Genomic DNA, 17,046 nt, shown 5'->3' with positions numbered 1-17,046 from the left:
GTCCCTGCTCCGAGGGCCGGACCTTCGCGCATGCCCGCACGCTCACGGCCGAGGGGTACCAGACTGCCGGGACTTACCCTTGACCGCATGTGCCGCCATGTGTAAGTCTCAACTTACAGGCTTCGGGGGTTCGGAGAGGGTGAGCCATGACGAGCGACGACCTGCTGGCAGTTCTCGCCGCGGTGGGCCACCGGCAACGGCTCCGCGCCATGGCCGAACTCGCCGGCGGACGGCTGTACGTCAGCGAGCTGGCGCGCCGCCTGGGGATGTCCCGGCCGCTGCTCTACATGCACCTGGAACGCCTGGAGAAGGCCGACCTGGTGGTCAGCAACCTGGAACTCTCCCCGGACGGCAAGGCGCTGAAGTACTTCGAGCTCGCGCCGTTCGACCTGCACGTGAACATCGCCACGATCGTCGGGGCCATGGCCCAGGACACGGAAGGGCCCGTCAACATGAAGAAGGGGACCGCGGCATGACCGGCGCCGTCATCACCATCACCATCACCCTGCTCGTCGTGGGCGGGATCACGGGCAGCGTCGTCGCCTACTTCCGGCTGCTGCGGCACCGCGCCGACGCCGTCGCCATGGCCGAATTCCGCAAACTGGCCGAGGAGTTGCCCGTCGTACAGCAGGCCCTCCAGAGTCAACTGGGGGCGCTCGACGAGCGGATGAAGTCGATCGAGAACCTGTTGCGGAGCGTCGGATGATCGCGCTCAGGGCCGGCCGCAAGCTGCCCGTGCGGAGCAACCCGGTACGCATGCTGTGCTCGGCCGCACCCTGGCGCGCGACGGGCTACCTCGCCAGTTACCTCCTCGCGGGCCCGGCCCTGTTCGCCGTCGCGGCCCTCGCCCTGGTGCTCGGCCTCGTCTTCATGCAGCTCACCGTCACGGTGGCGCTCACCGTCGGCTCGGCCTGGGTGATCCGCTGCCTGGCCCAGGTCGAGCGCGGCCGCGCCGTCCTGGTCGACGAACCGGTCCCGTACGCCTACCAGGAGGCCACGCAGCCCGGCCTGGTCGGCCAGCTCAAGGCCCGCTGCGGGGACCCGGTGACCTTCCGGGACATCGCCTGCCTGGTCCTGATGTTCCCCTTCCTCCTGCTGCTCGACCTGCTCGCGCTCGTCGTGTGGCTGGTCCCGCTCGCCGGCGTCTCGCTGCCGCTGTGGTTCTGGGCCGTCAACTCCCGTCAGGCAGACGGCAGTTCGGCCAATGGGGTCTGGATCGGCGGGCCCGACGACGGCGACCCCGGGTTCCGGATCGACGGCTGGCCCGCCGCCCTGATCGTCGCGGCCGTCTGCCTCGCCCTCGTCCTGTACGCCTCCTACCTCGTGGTCGCGGCGGCCCGGCTGCACCTGACCGTCGCCCACACCCTGCTCCGCCCGCCGCCCGACCCGCTCGCGCGGGCCAAGCGGATCCTCACCGAGCCCGGCCCCCTGGCGCTCGTATCCACGAGCCCGCCGCCCGGGCTCACCCTCAGCGAAGGACACAGCTCATGACGGGGACGCCGAGCCCGCAGTTCCATCAGGACGTCGTACGCCTCGAATCCGTACGCAAGGTGTACGGCGGCTCCAAGAACCGGGTCGCGGCCCTCGACGGGGTGACCATCGGCCTGCCGCGCGGCACCTTCACCGCGGTGATGGGCCCCTCCGGGTCCGGCAAGTCCACCTTCCTGCACTGCGCGGCCGGCCTCGACCGGCCGACCTCGGGCACGGTGCTGCTCGACGGGGTGGACCTCTCGCCGCTCAAGGAGCGGGAGTTGACGAAGTTACGCCGGGAACGGATCGGCTTCATCTTCCAGGCGTTCAACCTGCTCCCCGCGCTGAGCGTGCTCGACAACGTGTCGCTGCCGCTGCGGCTCGCGGGCCACCGGCCCAAGAAGGCCGCCGTGGAGGCGGTCCTGGAGCGCGTGGGCCTGGCGGAGCGCCGCAACAACCGGCCCGCCGAGCTCTCCGGCGGCCAGCAGCAGCGCGTCGCCATCGCCCGGGCGCTGATCACCAGGCCCGCGGTGATCTTCGGGGACGAGCCGACCGGCGCGCTCGACACCTACGCCGCCCGCGAGGTCCTGATGCTGCTGCGCGAGGCCGTCCGGGAGGCCGGGCAGACCATGGTCATGGTCACCCACGACCCGGTGGCCGCGTCCCACGCCGACCGGGTGCTCTTCCTCGCCGACGGACAGTTCGTCAGTCATCTGGACCGGCCGACCGCCGACGAGGTCGCCGAGCGCATGACGGGCCTGGGCGCATGGGGCCAGGACTCCGCCGCGGTCCGGGCCGGACGCGGGGTGCCCCGATGATCCACATCGCGATCCGCACCCTGCGGTTCCACAAGGGCGGCTTCATCGCCTCGTTCATCGCGCTGTTCTTCGGCGCCGCGATCGTGATCGGCTGCGGCGGCCTCTTCGAGACGGGGCTGCGCAGCGCCGCGCCCCCCGGGCGGCTCGGCGCCGCCCCGATCGTCGTCACCGGCGACCAGTCCCACCCCGGCACGCACGGCGAGACCGTCTTCACCGAACGCGTCCACCTGGACGCCTCCCTCACCGCCGCCATCAAGGCGGTGCCCGGCGTCGCCGAGGCCGTGCCGGACGTCTCCTTCGACGCCACGGTCGTGCGGGCAGGCGGCCCGGTCAAGGTCACCGGCCACGGCTGGTCGTCCGCCGGGCTCGCCCCGTACCGGATCACCGAGGGCAGCGCGCCCACCGGGCCCGGACAGGTCGTGCTGGACGCGCGGCTCGCCGCGAAGGCCGGGCTGAGCACCGGACAGGAGACCCAACTCCTCGTCCACGGAGGCGCCAAGAAGGTTGAGGTCTCCGGGATCGCCACCGGCTCCGGTGAAGCCGACGCCGTCTTCCTCTCCGACCAGACGGCCGGGCAGGTCAGCGGCCGGCCCGACAAGCTCGACAACATCGGCGTGCTCACCGCGCCCGGAGCCGACCGCAGCCAGGTCGTCAGCGCCATCAAGAAGGCGGCCGAGGGCCGGCCTGTCTCCGTGCTGACCGGCGACGAGCGCGGCTGGGCCGAGAACCCGTCGATCATCACCGACGGCACCAAACTGGTCACCCTCGCCTCGGTGTTCGGCGGCCTGTCCGCGATGGTCACCGTGTTCGTGGTGTCCAGCACCACGGGCCTGTCCATCCAGCAGCGCCAGCGCGAGATGGCCCTGCTGCGGGCGATCGGCACCACACCCGGCCAGCTGCGCCGGCTCATCCTTGGCGAGACCCTGTTCATCGCCGTCATCGCCACCGGCCTCGCCTGCTACCCCGGCCCGCGCGTCGGACGCTGGCTGCTCGAAGCGTTCGCCCGCGGCGACGTGGTGCCCGACACCCTGGCCTACCGGGCCGGCTGGATCCCCATGGTCACCGGCGTGGGCGCGGCCCTGCTCACCGCCCTGGGCGCGGCCTTCATCTCGGCCCGGGGCGCCGCCCGCACCCGGCCCACCGAAGCCCTCGCCGAGGCCTCCCTCCAGCGCAAGTGGGTCAGCGCCCCGCGACTGATCTTCGCGCTGCTCTTCCTCGGCGGCGGCACCGCGCTCGCCATCGTCACCGCGCACATGTCGGGCCCCATGGCGGGCAGCACGGCGACCCCCGCGGCGATGCTGTGGACGGCCGGGTTCGGACTGCTCGGCCCCGGTCTCGCCAAGGTGATCACGGCCGTACTCCACTGGCCGCTACGGGCGTTCACGGGCCTGGCCGGTCGCCTTGCCACGCTCAACGCGAGGGCGCGGATCGGCCGGATGGCCGGAGCGGTCATGCCGGTCATGCTCGCCACCGGGCTCGCCACCGCGCTGATCTACCTCCAGACCACCCAGTCCAGCGGCTCCCAGCAGGCGTTCAGCGAGAACATGCGGGCCGACCTCGCGGTCACCTCCGTCTCCGGCGGGCTGCCGCTGTCCATGGTGGACACCATCCAGAAGCAGCCCGGCGTGGCGTCCGCCTCCGCGCAGATCTCCAGCCTCGGCTACCTGGAGCCCAAGACCCCGCCCTCGCAGTCCGAGATCGACGAGGGGGACTTCGAGCCCACCGAAATGCCCATGCAGGGCGTCACCTCCGAGGGCGTCACCGGCACCACCGCCTTCCGCGCCAAGACCGGCAGCCTGGACGACCTGCACGGCGACACCGTCGCGCTGCCCGCCTCCCAGGCCGGCGGCTTCCACCTCGGCGACACGGTCCCGATGCGGCTCGGCGACGGCACGGAGGCCGGCCTCAAGCTGGTCGCCACCTTGGACGCCCGCCGCGGTTACGAGACCGCGCTGCTCCCGGCCTCGCTCCTGGTCCAGCACACCGACGCCGGTCTGGTCCCGCAGATCACGGTGACCGCGAAGCCCGGGACGGACCCCGCCCAGTTGGAGCGCAGCCTGTCGGCGCTGGCCGAGACGCACCCCGGGCTCAGCGTGCTGCCCCGGGCCATGGTCAGCGCGGTGCACCAGAGCGAGGACGACACCCAGGCCTGGATGGCCTACCTGGTGCTCGGAGTGGTCGTCGCCTACGCGACCATCGCCCTGGTCAACACGCAGGTGCTCGCGACCACCGAGCGGCGCCGCGAGTTCATGCTGCAACGCCTCATCGGGGCGACCCGGCGCCAGGTGCTGCGCATGATGACGGTGGAGGCGATCCTGGTCGCGGTGGCCGGGCTCGTGCTCGGGATCCTGGTCGCGGTCCTCACACTGGTGCCGCTGAGCCTGAGCGTGCTCGGCTCGCCGGTGCCGGAGGGCTCGCCGTGGATCTTCGGCACGGTGGTCGGCGCCGCCTTCGCCCTGACTCTGGTCACCACCCTGCTCTCCGCGATGATCGTCCTGCGCAACCGGCCCCGCGGGGTCGTGGGAATCCGCGAGTGAGGACGCAAAGGAATCCCCCGGCCGCGGGAGACCGCGGCCGGGGGATTCGCTTATGCGGAAAGGGAATTGACGGAGTATCAGGAAGCGTGCTGGACGATCTGCTGGGGGATGCCGCCCAGCGTGTGCCGCCACATCTGCGGCGCGGCGCTCTCCCGGTCCGGCCCGGAGCGCGTGGGCAGGCCGTCGAGCAGGGCCAGGCCCAGCGGGGTCACCGTGTGCAGGACGGTGTTGCGGATGCGGCGGGTGGTGATCAGGCCGGTCTGGCGGAGCACCGTGGTGTGCTGGCTGGCACCGGCCGCCGAGATGCCCAGCCGGTCCGCGAGCTGGCTGGTCGTGCAGGTGGCCCGCAGCACGCGCAGGGCCGCGGCCCTGGTCTGGCCGACCAGCGCGCCCAGCGACTGGGCGCTGTCGTCCGGCTCGTCCCACAGGCTCGCCGCCCGCTGGACGTCCGGCGGCGCGGCGAACGCGAGCACCAGTTCGCCGGTCTCGGTGCGCTTGCCGGTGAGCTGGGCCGGGCGGTGGTTGAGGAACACCGAGGGGGTGAGCACCAGGCCGCGCCGGTCGAGGAAGACGTCCTCGCCGGGCCCGCCCGGAATCTCCAGGACCTGCGAACGCCACTTGACGCGCGGATGCAGGGTGGCCAGGAGCAGCCCCACGCCGCCGGCCATCACGACCCGGCCGCGCGCCTCGCACTCGACTTCCAGGTACGCCTCGATGTGGCCCCAGTACGGTGCGATCGCCGCCTGCCACACCTCCGAGAGGCCGGCGGCCTCCCGGTAGGCGGACAACTGCGCCACCAGCGCGTCCGGCCCGGTCGGCTCGCCGTCGGTGTAGCCCTCGCCGCCGTTGTGCTCGATCAGCCGGAGCAGCACCTCGGGGTCGCTGACGATGCCGACGCCACCCGACCGCAGCTGCGGCGAGGACGGCAGCCTCTTGGCGACCTGCTTGCGCCAGCGTGCGTACGCCGGCACGACGCCCCGGCCGAGCAGCCCGTACGCGAAGGCCGTTTCGACGAGGGGACCGGCCGTCGTCCTCAGCCGGGTTTTGGCGATATCGGCAGCGGTGAAGTGAATTCTCTGCATGACAACTCCCCCCGTTGGTAAGCGCGTTCGCAAGAAATCCCGGACGGAACCGGTCAGGCGGACTGGCCGGTGAGCGTCACGAAGACGTCGTCCAGGGTCGGCCTGCGCAGCGCGAAGTCGACGACTTCCACGCCCTCCTGCCGCAGTGCGGTGGCGGCGTTCGCGATGCCGGTCATGCCGTCGCCGAGCGAGACGGAGACCAGGCGCCGCTCCGGGTCGACGGACGGTTCGTCCGCCGAGATCCGGCGCAGCGCGGTGACCGCGGCGGACACCTCGTCCGGGCGGGCCACCTCGACCTCCAGGCGCTCGTCGCCGACCTTGCGCTTGAGCTCGTCCGGGGTGCCCTCGGCGATGACCCTGCCCGTGTCGACGACGGCGATCCGGTCCGCGAGGGCGTCGGCCTCGTCCAGGTACTGCGTGGTCAGGAGCACGGTGACGCCGTCGGCCACGAGCTCGCGGACCGCGTTCCACAGTGCCATCCGGCTCACCGGGTCGAGCCCGGTGGTGGGCTCGTCGAGGAAGAGCACCGACGGCCTGGTGACCAGGCAGACGGCCAGGTCCAGGCGCCGGCGCATGCCGCCCGAGTAGGTGTGGGCGGGGCGGTCCGACGCGTCGGTCAGATCGAACCGGGAGAGCAGCTCCGTCGCGCGCAGGCGTGCGGCGCGCCCGCCCAGGTGCAGCAGCCGGCCGATGAGAACGAGGTTCTCGCGGCCGGTGAGGAGCTCGTCCACCGCCGCGTACTGGCCGGCCAGACCGATCCGCCTGCGCACCTCGTGCGGCCGGCGCACCACGTCGAACCCGGCCACCTCCGCGCGTCCCCCGTCCGGTTCGGCCAGGGTCGCCAGCATGCGCACCGTGGTCGTCTTGCCCGCCCCGTTGGGGCCGAGCAGGCCGAACACCGTGCCGCTGGGAACCGCGAGGTCGACGCCGCTGAGCGCTTCGTGCTGCTTGTACCGCTTGCGCAGTCCATCCGCCTGAATCGCCATGCTCATGGTTGTTCCTCCGGCCTGCGGGCGATGCGAGGGATGGTCAAGAACTCTGGGCGGCGGCCTCGCGCAGGCTGCGCGGGCGCATGTCGGTCCAGCTCCTCGACGAAGGCGAGGGCGGCGTCACGCGGGCCCTCGCCGAGAGCGACCTTCCAGCCGTCGGGCTGCTGGGCGAACGCGGGCCAAAGGGAGTGCTGGCCCTCGTCGTTCACCAGTACGAGGAACGTTCCGTCCTGGTCATCAAAAGGATTCGACACGTCGTGAACTCCGGTATCCGAGTCGTATGAAGGCACGGGCCATCGGCCCGTGCCTTCATGTTCCCGGCGCCCGCTGACGCGCCCCTGACAGCCCCGCGAGCCGCTCAGTCCACGCTGCGCAGCAGGCTTTCGACCGATTTGATGCGGTCGTGGAGTTCACTCAACTGCCCCTGGAGCACTTCCTGGTTGGCGACCGCCTCCTCGGCGAGGCGCCGGTACTCGGCCATGGCGACGGCGTCGGCGCGGTGGCGCTGCAGTCTGAAGTACGCGACCACACTCGCCGTAATGCCGCCGATGACGATCAGAACGATGGCAATGGCGATGACAGCGCCGGTCATGTGGGCTTCCCCTTAGGTTCGTTGAGTCCTCTTTACGCGTGGCCTCAAGGATCGTATCCAGGTTCGTAGGACAGTCGGTCCCGTGTCAGCCGGTTGTCAGCCGACGCCCCGGCCCGAACGCCGACAACCCGCCCTGGGCCTCGTCGAGGAGGCCCAGGGCGGGCTGGCGGCGGGGCCGGCTGCCGGGGATCAGGCGGCCGGCTCCGCGGTGAGCTTCACGGGCAGACCGCTGTAGCCGTAGACGAAGTTCGAGTAGAGGCGCTGCGGCGGACCCGTCAGCTCGATGCGGGCGACCCTCGTGCGCAGCGCCTCGACCATCGCGTTCACATGGACGCGGCCGAGGAAGGCGCCGAGGCAGAAGTGCGGGCCGTGCCCGAACGCGACGTGCTTGTTCGGGGTGCGCGCGACGTCGAAGGTGTACGGATCGGCGAAGACGTCCTCGTCGAAGTTGGCCGAGCTGTTCCACAGCGTCACCACGTCACCGGCCTTGACCACCTGGTCGCGGACCGGGACGTCGACCAGGGCGCGGCGCCCGAAGTGCATGGCGGGGGTGGTCCAGCGCATGACCTCCTCGGTGGCGCTGTCCGCTCCCACCTCGCCGCTCTTCAACCGCCGCCACTGCTCGGGGTGTTCGCTGAACGCGATGAGGCCGCCGATGGACGACATGCGGCTGGACTCGTCGCCGCCGAGGAGGAGGCTGTAGCAGTTGAAGACGATCTCGTCCTCGGACAGCGGCCTGCCGTCGACGGTGGCCGTGGCCAGGGCGGAGATGACGTCCTCGCCCGGGCTGCGGCGGCGCTTGGCGGCGAGCTCGGAGAAGTACAGCAGGATCTCGTTGCGGGCCATCACCTCGTCGAGCGCGCTGTCCTCGGAGCTGTGCCGCGACAGCGTCTGGGTGTTCCACTCCACCAGGCGCTCGCGGTCCGCGGCCGGGATGTCCATCAGGTCGCCGATCGTGTTGATCGGGATGTGGTCGGCGACATCGGTGACGAAGTCCAACTCACCGTGTTCCAGGGCCAGTTCGACGAGTTCGCGGGTGCGCCGGTGAATGCCGGCCACCACGGGCTCCAGGACCCGCGGCGAGAACGACTTGAGCATCAGGTTGCGGATCTCGCGGTGCCGCGGCCCGTCGGTGACGGCCAGCATCTTGCGCGACGCCGAGTCCTCGCCCTGCAACAGCGTCACCAGGACGTTGCCGCGCTCCGAGGTGAACTCCTTGTTGTTGCGGTAGATGTCCACCACGTCGGCGTACTTGGTGATCGCCCAGAACCCGGGCATCGGGCTGCCGCTCACCGGCTGCCAGTGGACCGGGCTCTCCTCGCGGAACCGGCGCCACATGGCCTGCGGGTCGACATCGAGGAAGGTCCCGGGGTCGGTGAGGTCGACGGTGCTCGGATCCGGTACGGCGCGACGCTGCTCCTGAGCAGTGGTCATGGGTGTCTCCTTTCGGGCTCGGGGGGTCAGGAACCGGCGGTGCGGTAGCGGCGCAGGCTCACGGTGAAGCAGAGCGCGAACAGCACGCTCAGCGTCACGGCGATCACCACCCCGGGGTGCTGGCCGGGAAAGCTGTCACTGGTCGCGGCGGGATTGCCCCACAGATCGCGGCAGGACGCGATGACGGCGCTGATCGGGTTCCACTCGGCGAGCGGGCGGACCAGGGACGGCATGGAGGCGGGGGAGAGGAAGGCGCTGGATACGAAGGTCAGCACGACCACGATGAAGGGCGTCCAGACGTTGATCGTCTCGACGTTGCCGAGCGTCATCGCGAACAGCACGCCGAGCCACAGCATCACGTACGTGAGGAGCACGATCAGGCCGAACCCGGCCAGGACCGACAGGGTGTCCGTGTGCGGGCGCCAGCCGAGGACGAGGCCCGCCCCGGTGACGACGACCAGGCCGAGCAGGCCCACGAGCAGGTCCGCGAAGGTGTGCGCGAAGAGCACCGCGGACCGGCTGATGGGCAGCGACCGGAACCGGTCGACGAGCCCGCCCTGGAGGTCCATCGCCACCGACACGGCGGTCGGCCCGACGCAGGCGAGCGCCACCTGGACCGCGCCGCCCGCGAAGACGTACTCGCCGTAGTCCCCGCCCGCCGGAAGCGTGATGGCGTCGCGGAACAGGTAGCCGACCATGACCATCGACACCAGCGGGCTCATCGCCACGCCGAGCACCCGGCCCGGCGCCCGGCGCAGGTGGAGCAGGCGCCGGCCGGTGATCGCGAACAGTTCGGTGAGGGCCGAGCGCAGACCGCCCGGGGCGCTCGGCAGACCCGTGTCCAGGGCCGCGGCATTCGTCATGGCGGTCATCGCTGGGCACGCCCGTCCTGGTCGCGGTGCAGCCGGTCGAGCTCGGCGGCGAGGTCCGGGCCGATCTCGTCCAGCGGGCCGGGGTTGAGCAGGTCGTCGTGGTTGGAGTCGATGACGTGGACGTCGAGCGGGCCGCTGAAGTACGGCTTCCAGCGCCGGGCCGGGTCGGTCCCGCTCGCAGCCTCCTCCGACCGCCCGGCGACGTAGAGCCGCATGGTGCCGTCGTAGTCCCGTGGGGCCCAACGGGCGTGCAGTACTTGGTGGTTGGCCATCAGGTCGACATGCGTGCCATGCGTTCCTCACCCATCTGGGCCAGCGGGCTGTTGTCGCGCCGCAGCGTGTCGATGATGTCGCCGACGCCCAGCGGCCGTTCGCCGAACTCCGAGCGGTCGTGCCCGATGCCCTCCAACAGGCAGGCGAGCATGGCCTGTTGGTCCGGCAGCTCCTGGGCCTCGGTCTCTTCGGTGCGCGGGTAGGAGTCCAGGTTGGCGAGCAGGCCGACCTCGTCACCCGCCGCGCGCAGCTGGACGGCGATCTCGTAGGCGAGCAGCCCGCCGAGCGACCAGCCGAGCAGGTGGTAGGGCCCCTCGGGCCGCACCTTCTTGATCAGCCGGATGTACTCGGCCGCGGTCTCCTCGATGCTCGTGGGCAGCGGCCCGCCCTCGACGACGTAGGGGGCCTGGATGCCGTAGACGGGGCGCTCGGCGCCGAGGTGGCGGATGAGCGGCATGTACGACAGGGCGAACCCGACGCCGCTGTGCAGGCAGAACACCGGTGGGCGGCTGCCCGTCGGCTTCATGCACAGGAGCGGGCTGTACGGGTCGGCGAAGTCCAGGCCGCCGGCCTCGTCGATGGCGTCCGCCAGGATCTGCGTGCTCTGCCGGCGGGCGGGTCCGGCGGGTCCGGCCTCCTGGGCGACGGCCGCCAGGGCCCGGACCGTCTGGTGCTCGAAGACGTCCGCGATGCTGAACTCAATGTCGGCCTTGCGGGCCAGGGCCACCAGGCGCAGCGACTTCATGCTGGTCATCGACGTCTCGAAGAAGTTCTCCTCGACGTCGAACCCGTCCCGGCCCAGGACCGAGGCGACGATCGCGCAGAGCGTCGCCTCGACGGGAGTCGGCGGAGCCGACTGCGGGCGTACGGACGTCTCCTCGGGCTCTTCGGCCACCGGCGCCGCGCCGGGGGCGAGCAGGTTCCCCGCCGCGTCCCACTTGGCGCGCTCGCCGGTACGCAGCAGCCGGGAGCCGGCCGGGCCGTACGGGTCGGCCACGAACCGCTCGGCGGTCGGGCGGGCGAGGCCCGCGAAGCCACGGGGAAGGGCTGCGCCCGCGACGTACAACTCGCCCACCACACCCGGCGGAACGGGCGCGAGCCACTCGTCGAGGACGTAGACCCGCGTGTTCCACACCGCCTTGCCCGGCGCGTACGTGCGCGGGGTCGCCCAGTCCTGCGGCAGCGGCTCGGCGGCCGGCACCCCGGCTCCGGAGAGCAGCGGCCCGAACAGGCCGGTCTCCGCGAGATCTCCGGACGCGAGCGCCCAGGCGAGGTGGTTCGCGGCCGCCCGGTGTTCGACGACGGTGCCGCGGGGGCGGCCCGTCGCGTCGTCCGCGCGGATCACATAGGCGGCGTGGCCGGGCCGCAGCGGGGCGGTCCGGGCCGCGTCGGTGACCGGCTCGGTCGAACCGCCGCGCAGCTCGGGGCCGTCGAGCAGCACCGTGTTCACGCCCGTGCTGCGCATCCTGCTGACCAGGCCCGCCGTCGTCAGGACGCACAGCGGGTCGGTGTCGGCGAACAGCGCCTTGACGCGGGCGACCGGCTCGTCCGCGGCGACCGGCACATACGCCGCCCCGGACTTCAGCACCGCGAGCACCGCGATCGTCCGGTCCGCGGCGCGCGGCACCGCGAGGGCCACGACCCGGTCGGGACCGGCGCCCTCCGCGACCAGGCGGCGCGCGCCACGTCCTTCGCTCGCCCGTCCTGTCCCGCTCCCGTCACGACGACAGCTCCTGACCGGTGAGCGCCCAGTAGGCGGCCCCCATCTTCGCCAGCGTCTCGCGCCACTCGGACTCGGGCTCCGACTGCGCCACCATGCCCGCCGAGCTCTGCGTGGAGTACGTCTCGCCGTCGTACTCGATGGTGCGGATGGTCAGCGCCAGCTCGCTCCAGCCGCGTACGTCGACCAGGCCCACCGCGCCCGCGTAGCTGCCGCGCCGCTCCTGCTCCAGAGTGTCGATGATCTCCATGGCGCGGACCTTGGGCGCGCCCGTCATCGTGCCCGCCGGGAAGGTCGCGCGCAGCGCCCGCCAGGTGTCGACGTCCGGCTCCAGGCGGCCCGAGACCGTCGAGACGAGATGGAAGACGTGCGAGTACGTCTCCACCGCCATCAGTCGCTCCACCGGCTGGGTGCTCGGCCGGGTCACCCGACCGATGTCGTTGCGGCACAGGTCGACCAGCATGATGTGCTCGGCCTGCTCCTTGGTGCTCTCGCGCATCGCCTTGACGCGGCGCTCGTTCTCCTCCGCGTCCGCGCAGCGCCGGGCGGTGCCCGCGATGGGCCGCATCGTGATCTCGTCGCCCTCGATCCGGTAGAACAGCTCGGGGCTGGCCCCGATCAGGGTCCGACCGGCGCGCGGCATCAGGTACATGTACGGCGAAGGGTTCCGCCCGCGCAGCCTCCGGTAGACATCGACCGGCTCCAACTCGGTCCGCACGTCGATGCGGTGGCCGATCTGGATCTGGTAGATGTCGCCGACCCGGATGTGTTCCAGGCACCGGTCGGCCCAGCCGAGGAACGTCTCCCGGCTCACGCTGTCGCGCACCGAGAGCGGCGCCGACGCCTCGGGCACCGGCTCGTCCTTGACCGCGCCCCAGGCGACCCCGGCGGCCAGGACCGCGTCCGCGACCCTCGGCCGGTCCGCGAACGCCGGGCTCTCTGCGCTGAGTTGACGAACGCCGCCGTCGACGAGGTCGTACCAGACGGTGTCGCGGAAGAGCGTGAGCGTGATGTCCGGGCCGTTCGGCGCCTTGGTGCGCTCGGGCAGGCGTTCCATGTGCCAGGCGGACTCGTACGCGAACGTCGTCAGGAACCCGAAGGCGTACGCCGTCGACGGGATGTCGGTGGCCACGTCGAACAGGGCCTGCGCCCCGGCCAGTACGTCCCACATCTGCCCGGCATCGCCGAACGTCAGCCGGTGCACCCCGGCCTCGACCGTGTGGTCGGCGAGGCCGGCCGCACCGGCCCGGGCGGCCAGCGCCTCGGCGATCCGCGCGGCGCCGTCGATCTCCAGGTACCCCTCGTGGACCCGGATCTCGGCGAGCCGGCCGAATCCGACGACGGCCCAGCGGCGGTCCTGGTCGGCGCCGTCCACGCTTTCGAAAAGGAATACGTCGTCGGCGGCGAGGCTTTCACGCAGCCGGACGTACAAATCGAGAGGATCGTGGTGCGGCAGCGCCGTATCGGTGACCCGCACACCGATCGTGCTGATTCCCGGCATGGTGAACTCCTCGTACATGAAGGACGGTTGGGAATTTCTGCCGACGCGGACCACTCGGCCATGCGAAGCAAATCAGCGGACGCACCATCGGTGCCAGACCAATCCGCCGCCCCCGATACGGACCACTCGCGATTCGCTTGACCCCGAAGGCCCGATTGGGCTGATCTGTTACCGGCCCGGTCCGGCGCAGGCCTGTCGCGGACCGCCCCGAACACTTTTCTCCCCGCCCCACTTCTGCTACGCCGCTCTTCCTCCCCGCCAGCCGTACCGGAGGCAGTAATGAGAAACAGCATCTGGGACAACGAAGTGAACGCTTCCACCGAAAGCGCGGCCGAATCCTGGCGCGCCCGTCCCGCCGCCCAGCAACCCGAGTGGCCGGACCTGGACGAACTGCGCTCCGTCACCGCGGGGCTGGAGAAGTCGCCGCCCCTGGTCTTCGCCGCCGAGTGCGACCTGCTGCGCCGGCGCATGGCCGCGGTCGCCCGGGGCGAGGCCGTACTGCTGCAGGGCGGCGACTGCGCCGAGACGTTCGCGGGCACGACCACCGACGGCATCCACGGCAAGCTCAAGACGCTCCTCCAGATGGCCGCCGTGCTCACCCACGCCGCGGCCCTGCCGGTCGTCAAGATCGGCCGGATGGCCGGCCAGTACGCCAAGCCGCGCTCCCAGAACCAGGAGCATCGCGACGGCGTGACCCTGCCGTCCTACCGGGGTGACGCGGTCAACGGCCTGGAGTTCACCGCCGCATCGCGCCGCCCCGACCCGCGGCGGCTGCGGACGATGTACGAGGCCTCGACCACCACCCTCAACCTGGTGCGGGCCCTGACCACCGGCGGCTTCGCGGACCTCAGCCAAGTGCACGCCTGGAACCGGGGGTTCGTGGCCGACTCGCACGTGGGCGAGCAGTACGAGGAGCTCGCCGACGAGATCGACCGCAGCCTCGCCTTCATGAAGGCGTGCGGGGTGGACACCCGGGAGCTGGGCACCGCCGAGTTCTTCGTCGGCCACGAGGGCCTGCTCCTCGACTACGAGGCGGCCCTGACCCGCACCGAAGCCGAGTCCGGCCGCTCGTACGCCACCAGCGCCCACCTGCTGTGGATCGGCGAGCGGACCCGGGACCTGGACGGGGCGCACGTCGAGTACTTCTCGCGCATCGACAACCCGATCGCGGTCAAGCTCGGCCCCACCACCAGCCCCGACACCGTCCTCGGGCTGCTCGACCGGCTCGACCCGGACCGCGATCCGGGCCGGCTGACCTTCGTGGTGCGGGCCGGCGCCGAGCGCATCCGCGACCTGCTGCCCACGCTGGTGGAGAAGGTCAACGCGGAGGGGGCCCAGGTCTGCTGGGTCAGCGACCCGATGCACGGCAACACGATCACCGCCGCGAGCGGGCACAAGACCCGCCGGTTCGACGCGATCCTGGACGAGGTGCGCGGCTTCGTCGAGGTGCACGACGCGCTGGGCAGCCACCCGGGCGGCATCCACGTGGAGCTCACCGGCGACGACGTCACCGAGTGCGTGGGCGGCGGCAACGCGGTCCTCGCCGAGGAGCTGCACCACCGCTACGAGACGGCGTGCGACCCCCGGCTCAACCACACCCAGTCCCTGGACCTGGCCTTCCAACTGGCCCGGATGTACCGCGAGCGCGGCCGGGTCAACGCCCGGCCGCGGAGCCTTCGATGATGTCGAACGGCGGGTTCTGGGCCAGATAGAAGTGGTCCCCGGGCAGCGTCCGCACATCGAACGCACCCCGGGTCGACTCCCGCCAGGCGGACGCCTGTTGGAGGGTCACCCGGGGGTCGTCGGCCCCGACCAGGGCGGTCACGGCGCAGTCCAGCGGGGTGCGCGGCGGCGCGTCGTACGAGGCGAGCATGCGGAAATCGGCCCCGATATAGGGCATGACGAGTTCGACGAAAGCGGGATTGCGCAGAAGCTCGGCATCGGTGCCGCCGAGTTCCACCAGAGTGGCCGCGATGGATTCGTCGTCCCACCGCGCACCGGGATCAGGCCGCATCAGATGCGGGGCCCGCGCCCCCGAGGCAATGAAATGATCGAGCTCGAATCCCCGGCTCGCCAGTTCCACAGCGGCTTCGTACGCGACGATGGCCCCCATGCTGTGTCCGAAGAACACCGTGGGCCGCCCATCCTCACGCACCAACTGGACCGCTTCCCGGGCGATTTCCCGCGCCATGGGGATCAACTCATCGGCGGGCTTCTCGGCAATCCGCTCCGCCCGCCCGGGATAGCACACGGCATGGACGTCGAAATCTCCGAGTGCCTTGCCCCAGCCCCGGAAGAAATACGGCGACCCCCCGGCATGCGGGAAACAGACCACTCGCCGCGCCGCGAACGGCTGAGGCGCGACGCGTTGTATCCAGACCATTTGTTGCCCCCAAGACCCGTGCGGCGTGGCTCCGCATACGCGCGGTCCATGATCCGGCGGAGGGCTGACAGGGGGCTGACACCCCGCAGCGGCGCAGGCGTGCGAAAGCGGCGCACCCGGTGCCGCGGGTGCGCCGCTCTCGCTGGGCCGAGCGCCTCACGTCAGATGTCGTAGTCCTGGTCGAAGCGGTCCTGAGCCTCCTGCTGGGCGCGGTCCGTCTCGCTCTTGCCCTTCTGCTGGGCCTGGCGAGCCTGCTCCTGCGCCTGGTCCTTCTTGGCACCCATCGCCTGCTTGGCCTTGTTCTTGAGCTCCTGCGACTTGTCGTCGAACTGGTCCTTCATGCTGCCCATCTGGGTTCACTCCTACTGGGGTGTGAGGGGCGAGGAGCCGGGGCCGTTCCCGCGGCTCCCCCGGGCCTCGACCAGCGTGGCACGGGGGGACATTCCACGCATGTCCAGCGGTTACGGACAGTGCTCAGGCATGGACGCGCGCGCGGTAGGGTCGAGGTCCGTGATCGAATTCGAGCTTCCCGACGCCCCTCTCCGTATCGCCGCCGCGCAGGCGCAGGCCGTTCCCGGGGAGGTCGAGGCCAACGTGGCCGCCGTGGTGCGGCTGGTGCGAGGCGCCGGGGACGGCGGGGCGCGCGTGGTCGTCCTCCCCGAGAAGTTCCTCAGCGGATACGAGATGGAGCTGATCCGCGCCGCCCCCGAGCGCTGTGCCGTACGGCCCGACGACCCCCGGCTCGCCCCGATCGCCGAGGCCTGCCGGGCGAGCGGGGTCACCGCCGTGGTCGGGGCCGCCGTGCGGGACGGCGGGGAGCTGTACGTGTCCGCCCTCGCCATCGACGCGACCGGCGTCGTCGGCCGCTACGACAAGCAGACCCTGTTCAAGCACGAGCGGGCGCTCTACCGCCAGGGCCGCGCCGGAGCCACCCTCCAAGTGGGCGGCTGGCGGCTCGGGTTGGGGATTTGCTACGACTCCGGGTTCCCCGAGCACGCCCGCGCCGCCGCGCTCGACGGCTGCCACGCGTACGTCGTGGGCGCCCTGTTCGGTGAGGGCAGTGGCCACCACGAGTCCCGGATCTGGTTCCCGGCCCGGGCCTTCGACAACACCGTGTACGCGGTGCTCGCCAACCACGTCGGCGTGACCGGGGGCTGGCGCGCCTGCGGGAGCAGCGCGGTGTGGGGGCCCGACGGGCGCGTCGTCGCCGAGGCCGGCCCCACGGACGAGGAACTCGTCTTCGCCGACCTGCTCCCGGAATACCTGCGCGCGGCCCGCGAGGCGGAGCCGATGCTGCGCGATCTGCACGACACGGGGTCCGAGCCGCGCACGGTCCTGGGGGCGGCTCCGGCCCGGTGACCCGCTGGTGAAGTGC

General features: G+C 71.6%; 17 protein-coding genes and 1 pseudogene. 7 read left to right on the top strand and 11 right to left on the bottom strand.

What is annotated here, in order from left to right; genetic code table 11:
* The first annotated feature begins 146 nt into the window (after positions 1-146).
* The 5 genes from OHA17_RS14425 to OHA17_RS14405 are packed head-to-tail and all read left to right on the top strand — an operon-like array spanning position 147 to position 4,825.
* The gene (locus tag OHA17_RS14425; protein ID WP_053730020.1) at positions 147-476 is read left to right on the top strand and encodes a winged helix-turn-helix domain-containing protein; all 330 of its coding nucleotides are present in this window, start codon (positions 147-149) and stop codon (positions 474-476) included.
* Positions 473-706: a hypothetical protein gene (locus OHA17_RS14420; protein ID WP_053730019.1), complete on the top strand. Its 234-nt coding sequence runs from the start codon at positions 473-475 to the stop codon at positions 704-706. The genes OHA17_RS14425 and OHA17_RS14420 overlap by 4 nt, the downstream gene beginning before the upstream one ends.
* Complete coding sequence (locus OHA17_RS14415) at positions 703-1,491, top strand: sensor domain-containing protein (protein ID WP_406506994.1); 789 nt, start codon at positions 703-705, stop codon at positions 1,489-1,491. The genes OHA17_RS14420 and OHA17_RS14415 overlap by 4 nt, the downstream gene beginning before the upstream one ends.
* Positions 1,488-2,288 carry an ABC transporter ATP-binding protein gene (locus tag OHA17_RS14410; RefSeq protein ID WP_406506993.1) on the top strand — a complete coding sequence of 267 codons (801 nt, stop codon included), beginning with the start codon at positions 1,488-1,490 and terminating at the stop codon, positions 2,286-2,288. Before OHA17_RS14415 ends, OHA17_RS14410 begins: the two co-directional genes overlap by 4 nt.
* Positions 2,285-4,825, top strand: coding sequence for an FtsX-like permease family protein (locus OHA17_RS14405; protein ID WP_406506992.1), 2,541 nt, complete (start codon positions 2,285-2,287; stop codon positions 4,823-4,825). Before OHA17_RS14410 ends, OHA17_RS14405 begins: the two co-directional genes overlap by 4 nt.
* Positions 4,826-4,902: 77 nt before the next feature.
* Here OHA17_RS14405 and OHA17_RS14400 read toward each other — a convergent pair whose 3' ends face one another.
* From OHA17_RS14400 to OHA17_RS14360, 9 genes and pseudogenes are all read right to left on the bottom strand, one after another.
* The gene (locus OHA17_RS14400; protein ID WP_406506991.1) at positions 4,903-5,907 is read right to left on the bottom strand and encodes an ArsR/SmtB family transcription factor; all 1,005 of its coding nucleotides are present in this window, start codon (positions 5,905-5,907) and stop codon (positions 4,903-4,905) included.
* Between the two features lie 53 nt (positions 5,908-5,960).
* Positions 5,961-6,899 (bottom strand): ATP-binding cassette domain-containing protein, encoded by a 939-nt coding sequence (locus OHA17_RS14395; protein WP_406506990.1) that lies wholly within the window; start codon positions 6,897-6,899, stop codon positions 5,961-5,963.
* A 37-nt stretch (positions 6,900-6,936) separates the two neighbouring features.
* Positions 6,937-7,150, bottom strand: a pseudogene (locus OHA17_RS14390) (MbtH family protein).
* Between the two features lie 104 nt (positions 7,151-7,254).
* Positions 7,255-7,488 carry a hypothetical protein gene (locus OHA17_RS14385; protein ID WP_406506989.1) on the bottom strand — a complete coding sequence of 78 codons (234 nt, stop codon included), beginning with the start codon at positions 7,486-7,488 and terminating at the stop codon, positions 7,255-7,257.
* 189 nt (positions 7,489-7,677) lie between these two features.
* The gene (locus OHA17_RS14380; RefSeq protein WP_406506988.1) at positions 7,678-8,922 is read right to left on the bottom strand and encodes a cytochrome P450; all 1,245 of its coding nucleotides are present in this window, start codon (positions 8,920-8,922) and stop codon (positions 7,678-7,680) included.
* 26 nt (positions 8,923-8,948) lie between these two features.
* Positions 8,949-9,785 (bottom strand): ABC transporter permease, encoded by an 837-nt coding sequence (locus OHA17_RS14375; protein ID WP_406506987.1) that lies wholly within the window; start codon positions 9,783-9,785, stop codon positions 8,949-8,951.
* 5 nt (positions 9,786-9,790) lie between these two features.
* Complete coding sequence (locus OHA17_RS14370; RefSeq protein WP_406506986.1) at positions 9,791-10,066, bottom strand: hypothetical protein; 276 nt, start codon at positions 10,064-10,066, stop codon at positions 9,791-9,793.
* A complete protein-coding gene (locus OHA17_RS14365; protein ID WP_406510713.1) occupies positions 10,066-11,739 on the bottom strand; it encodes a thioesterase domain-containing protein in 1,674 nt (557 codons plus the stop codon). The genes OHA17_RS14370 and OHA17_RS14365 overlap by 1 nt, the downstream gene beginning before the upstream one ends.
* Positions 11,740-11,785: 46 nt before the next feature.
* Positions 11,786-13,288 carry an anthranilate synthase component I family protein gene (locus tag OHA17_RS14360; RefSeq protein ID WP_406506985.1) on the bottom strand — a complete coding sequence of 501 codons (1,503 nt, stop codon included), beginning with the start codon at positions 13,286-13,288 and terminating at the stop codon, positions 11,786-11,788.
* Between the two features lie 279 nt (positions 13,289-13,567).
* Here OHA17_RS14360 and OHA17_RS14355 point away from each other — a divergent pair, with 279 nt between their 5' ends.
* Complete coding sequence (locus OHA17_RS14355) at positions 13,568-14,971, top strand: class II 3-deoxy-7-phosphoheptulonate synthase (protein WP_406506984.1); 1,404 nt, start codon at positions 13,568-13,570, stop codon at positions 14,969-14,971.
* Here OHA17_RS14355 and OHA17_RS14350 read toward each other — a convergent pair.
* Both OHA17_RS14350 and OHA17_RS14345 read right to left on the bottom strand, forming a co-directional pair.
* On the bottom strand, positions 14,943-15,671 hold the full coding sequence (locus OHA17_RS14350; RefSeq protein ID WP_406506983.1) for a thioesterase II family protein: 729 nt from the start codon (positions 15,669-15,671) through the stop codon (positions 14,943-14,945). The genes OHA17_RS14355 and OHA17_RS14350 overlap by 29 nt on opposite strands.
* Positions 15,672-15,832: 161 nt before the next feature.
* Positions 15,833-16,021 carry a hypothetical protein gene (locus tag OHA17_RS14345; RefSeq protein ID WP_406506982.1) on the bottom strand — a complete coding sequence of 63 codons (189 nt, stop codon included), beginning with the start codon at positions 16,019-16,021 and terminating at the stop codon, positions 15,833-15,835.
* A 160-nt stretch (positions 16,022-16,181) separates the two neighbouring features.
* On the opposite strand from OHA17_RS14345, the gene OHA17_RS14340 reads away from it, so the two are divergent.
* Complete coding sequence (locus OHA17_RS14340) at positions 16,182-17,030, top strand: carbon-nitrogen hydrolase family protein (RefSeq protein WP_406506981.1); 849 nt, start codon at positions 16,182-16,184, stop codon at positions 17,028-17,030.
* Positions 17,031-17,046: the final 16 nt, after the last annotated feature.

This window comes from Streptomyces sp. NBC_00212 (assembly GCF_045206365.1).
Taxonomy (GTDB): Bacteria; Actinomycetota; Actinomycetes; order Streptomycetales; family Streptomycetaceae; genus Streptomyces.
This window is presented reverse-complemented; position numbering and strand designations above follow the sequence as displayed.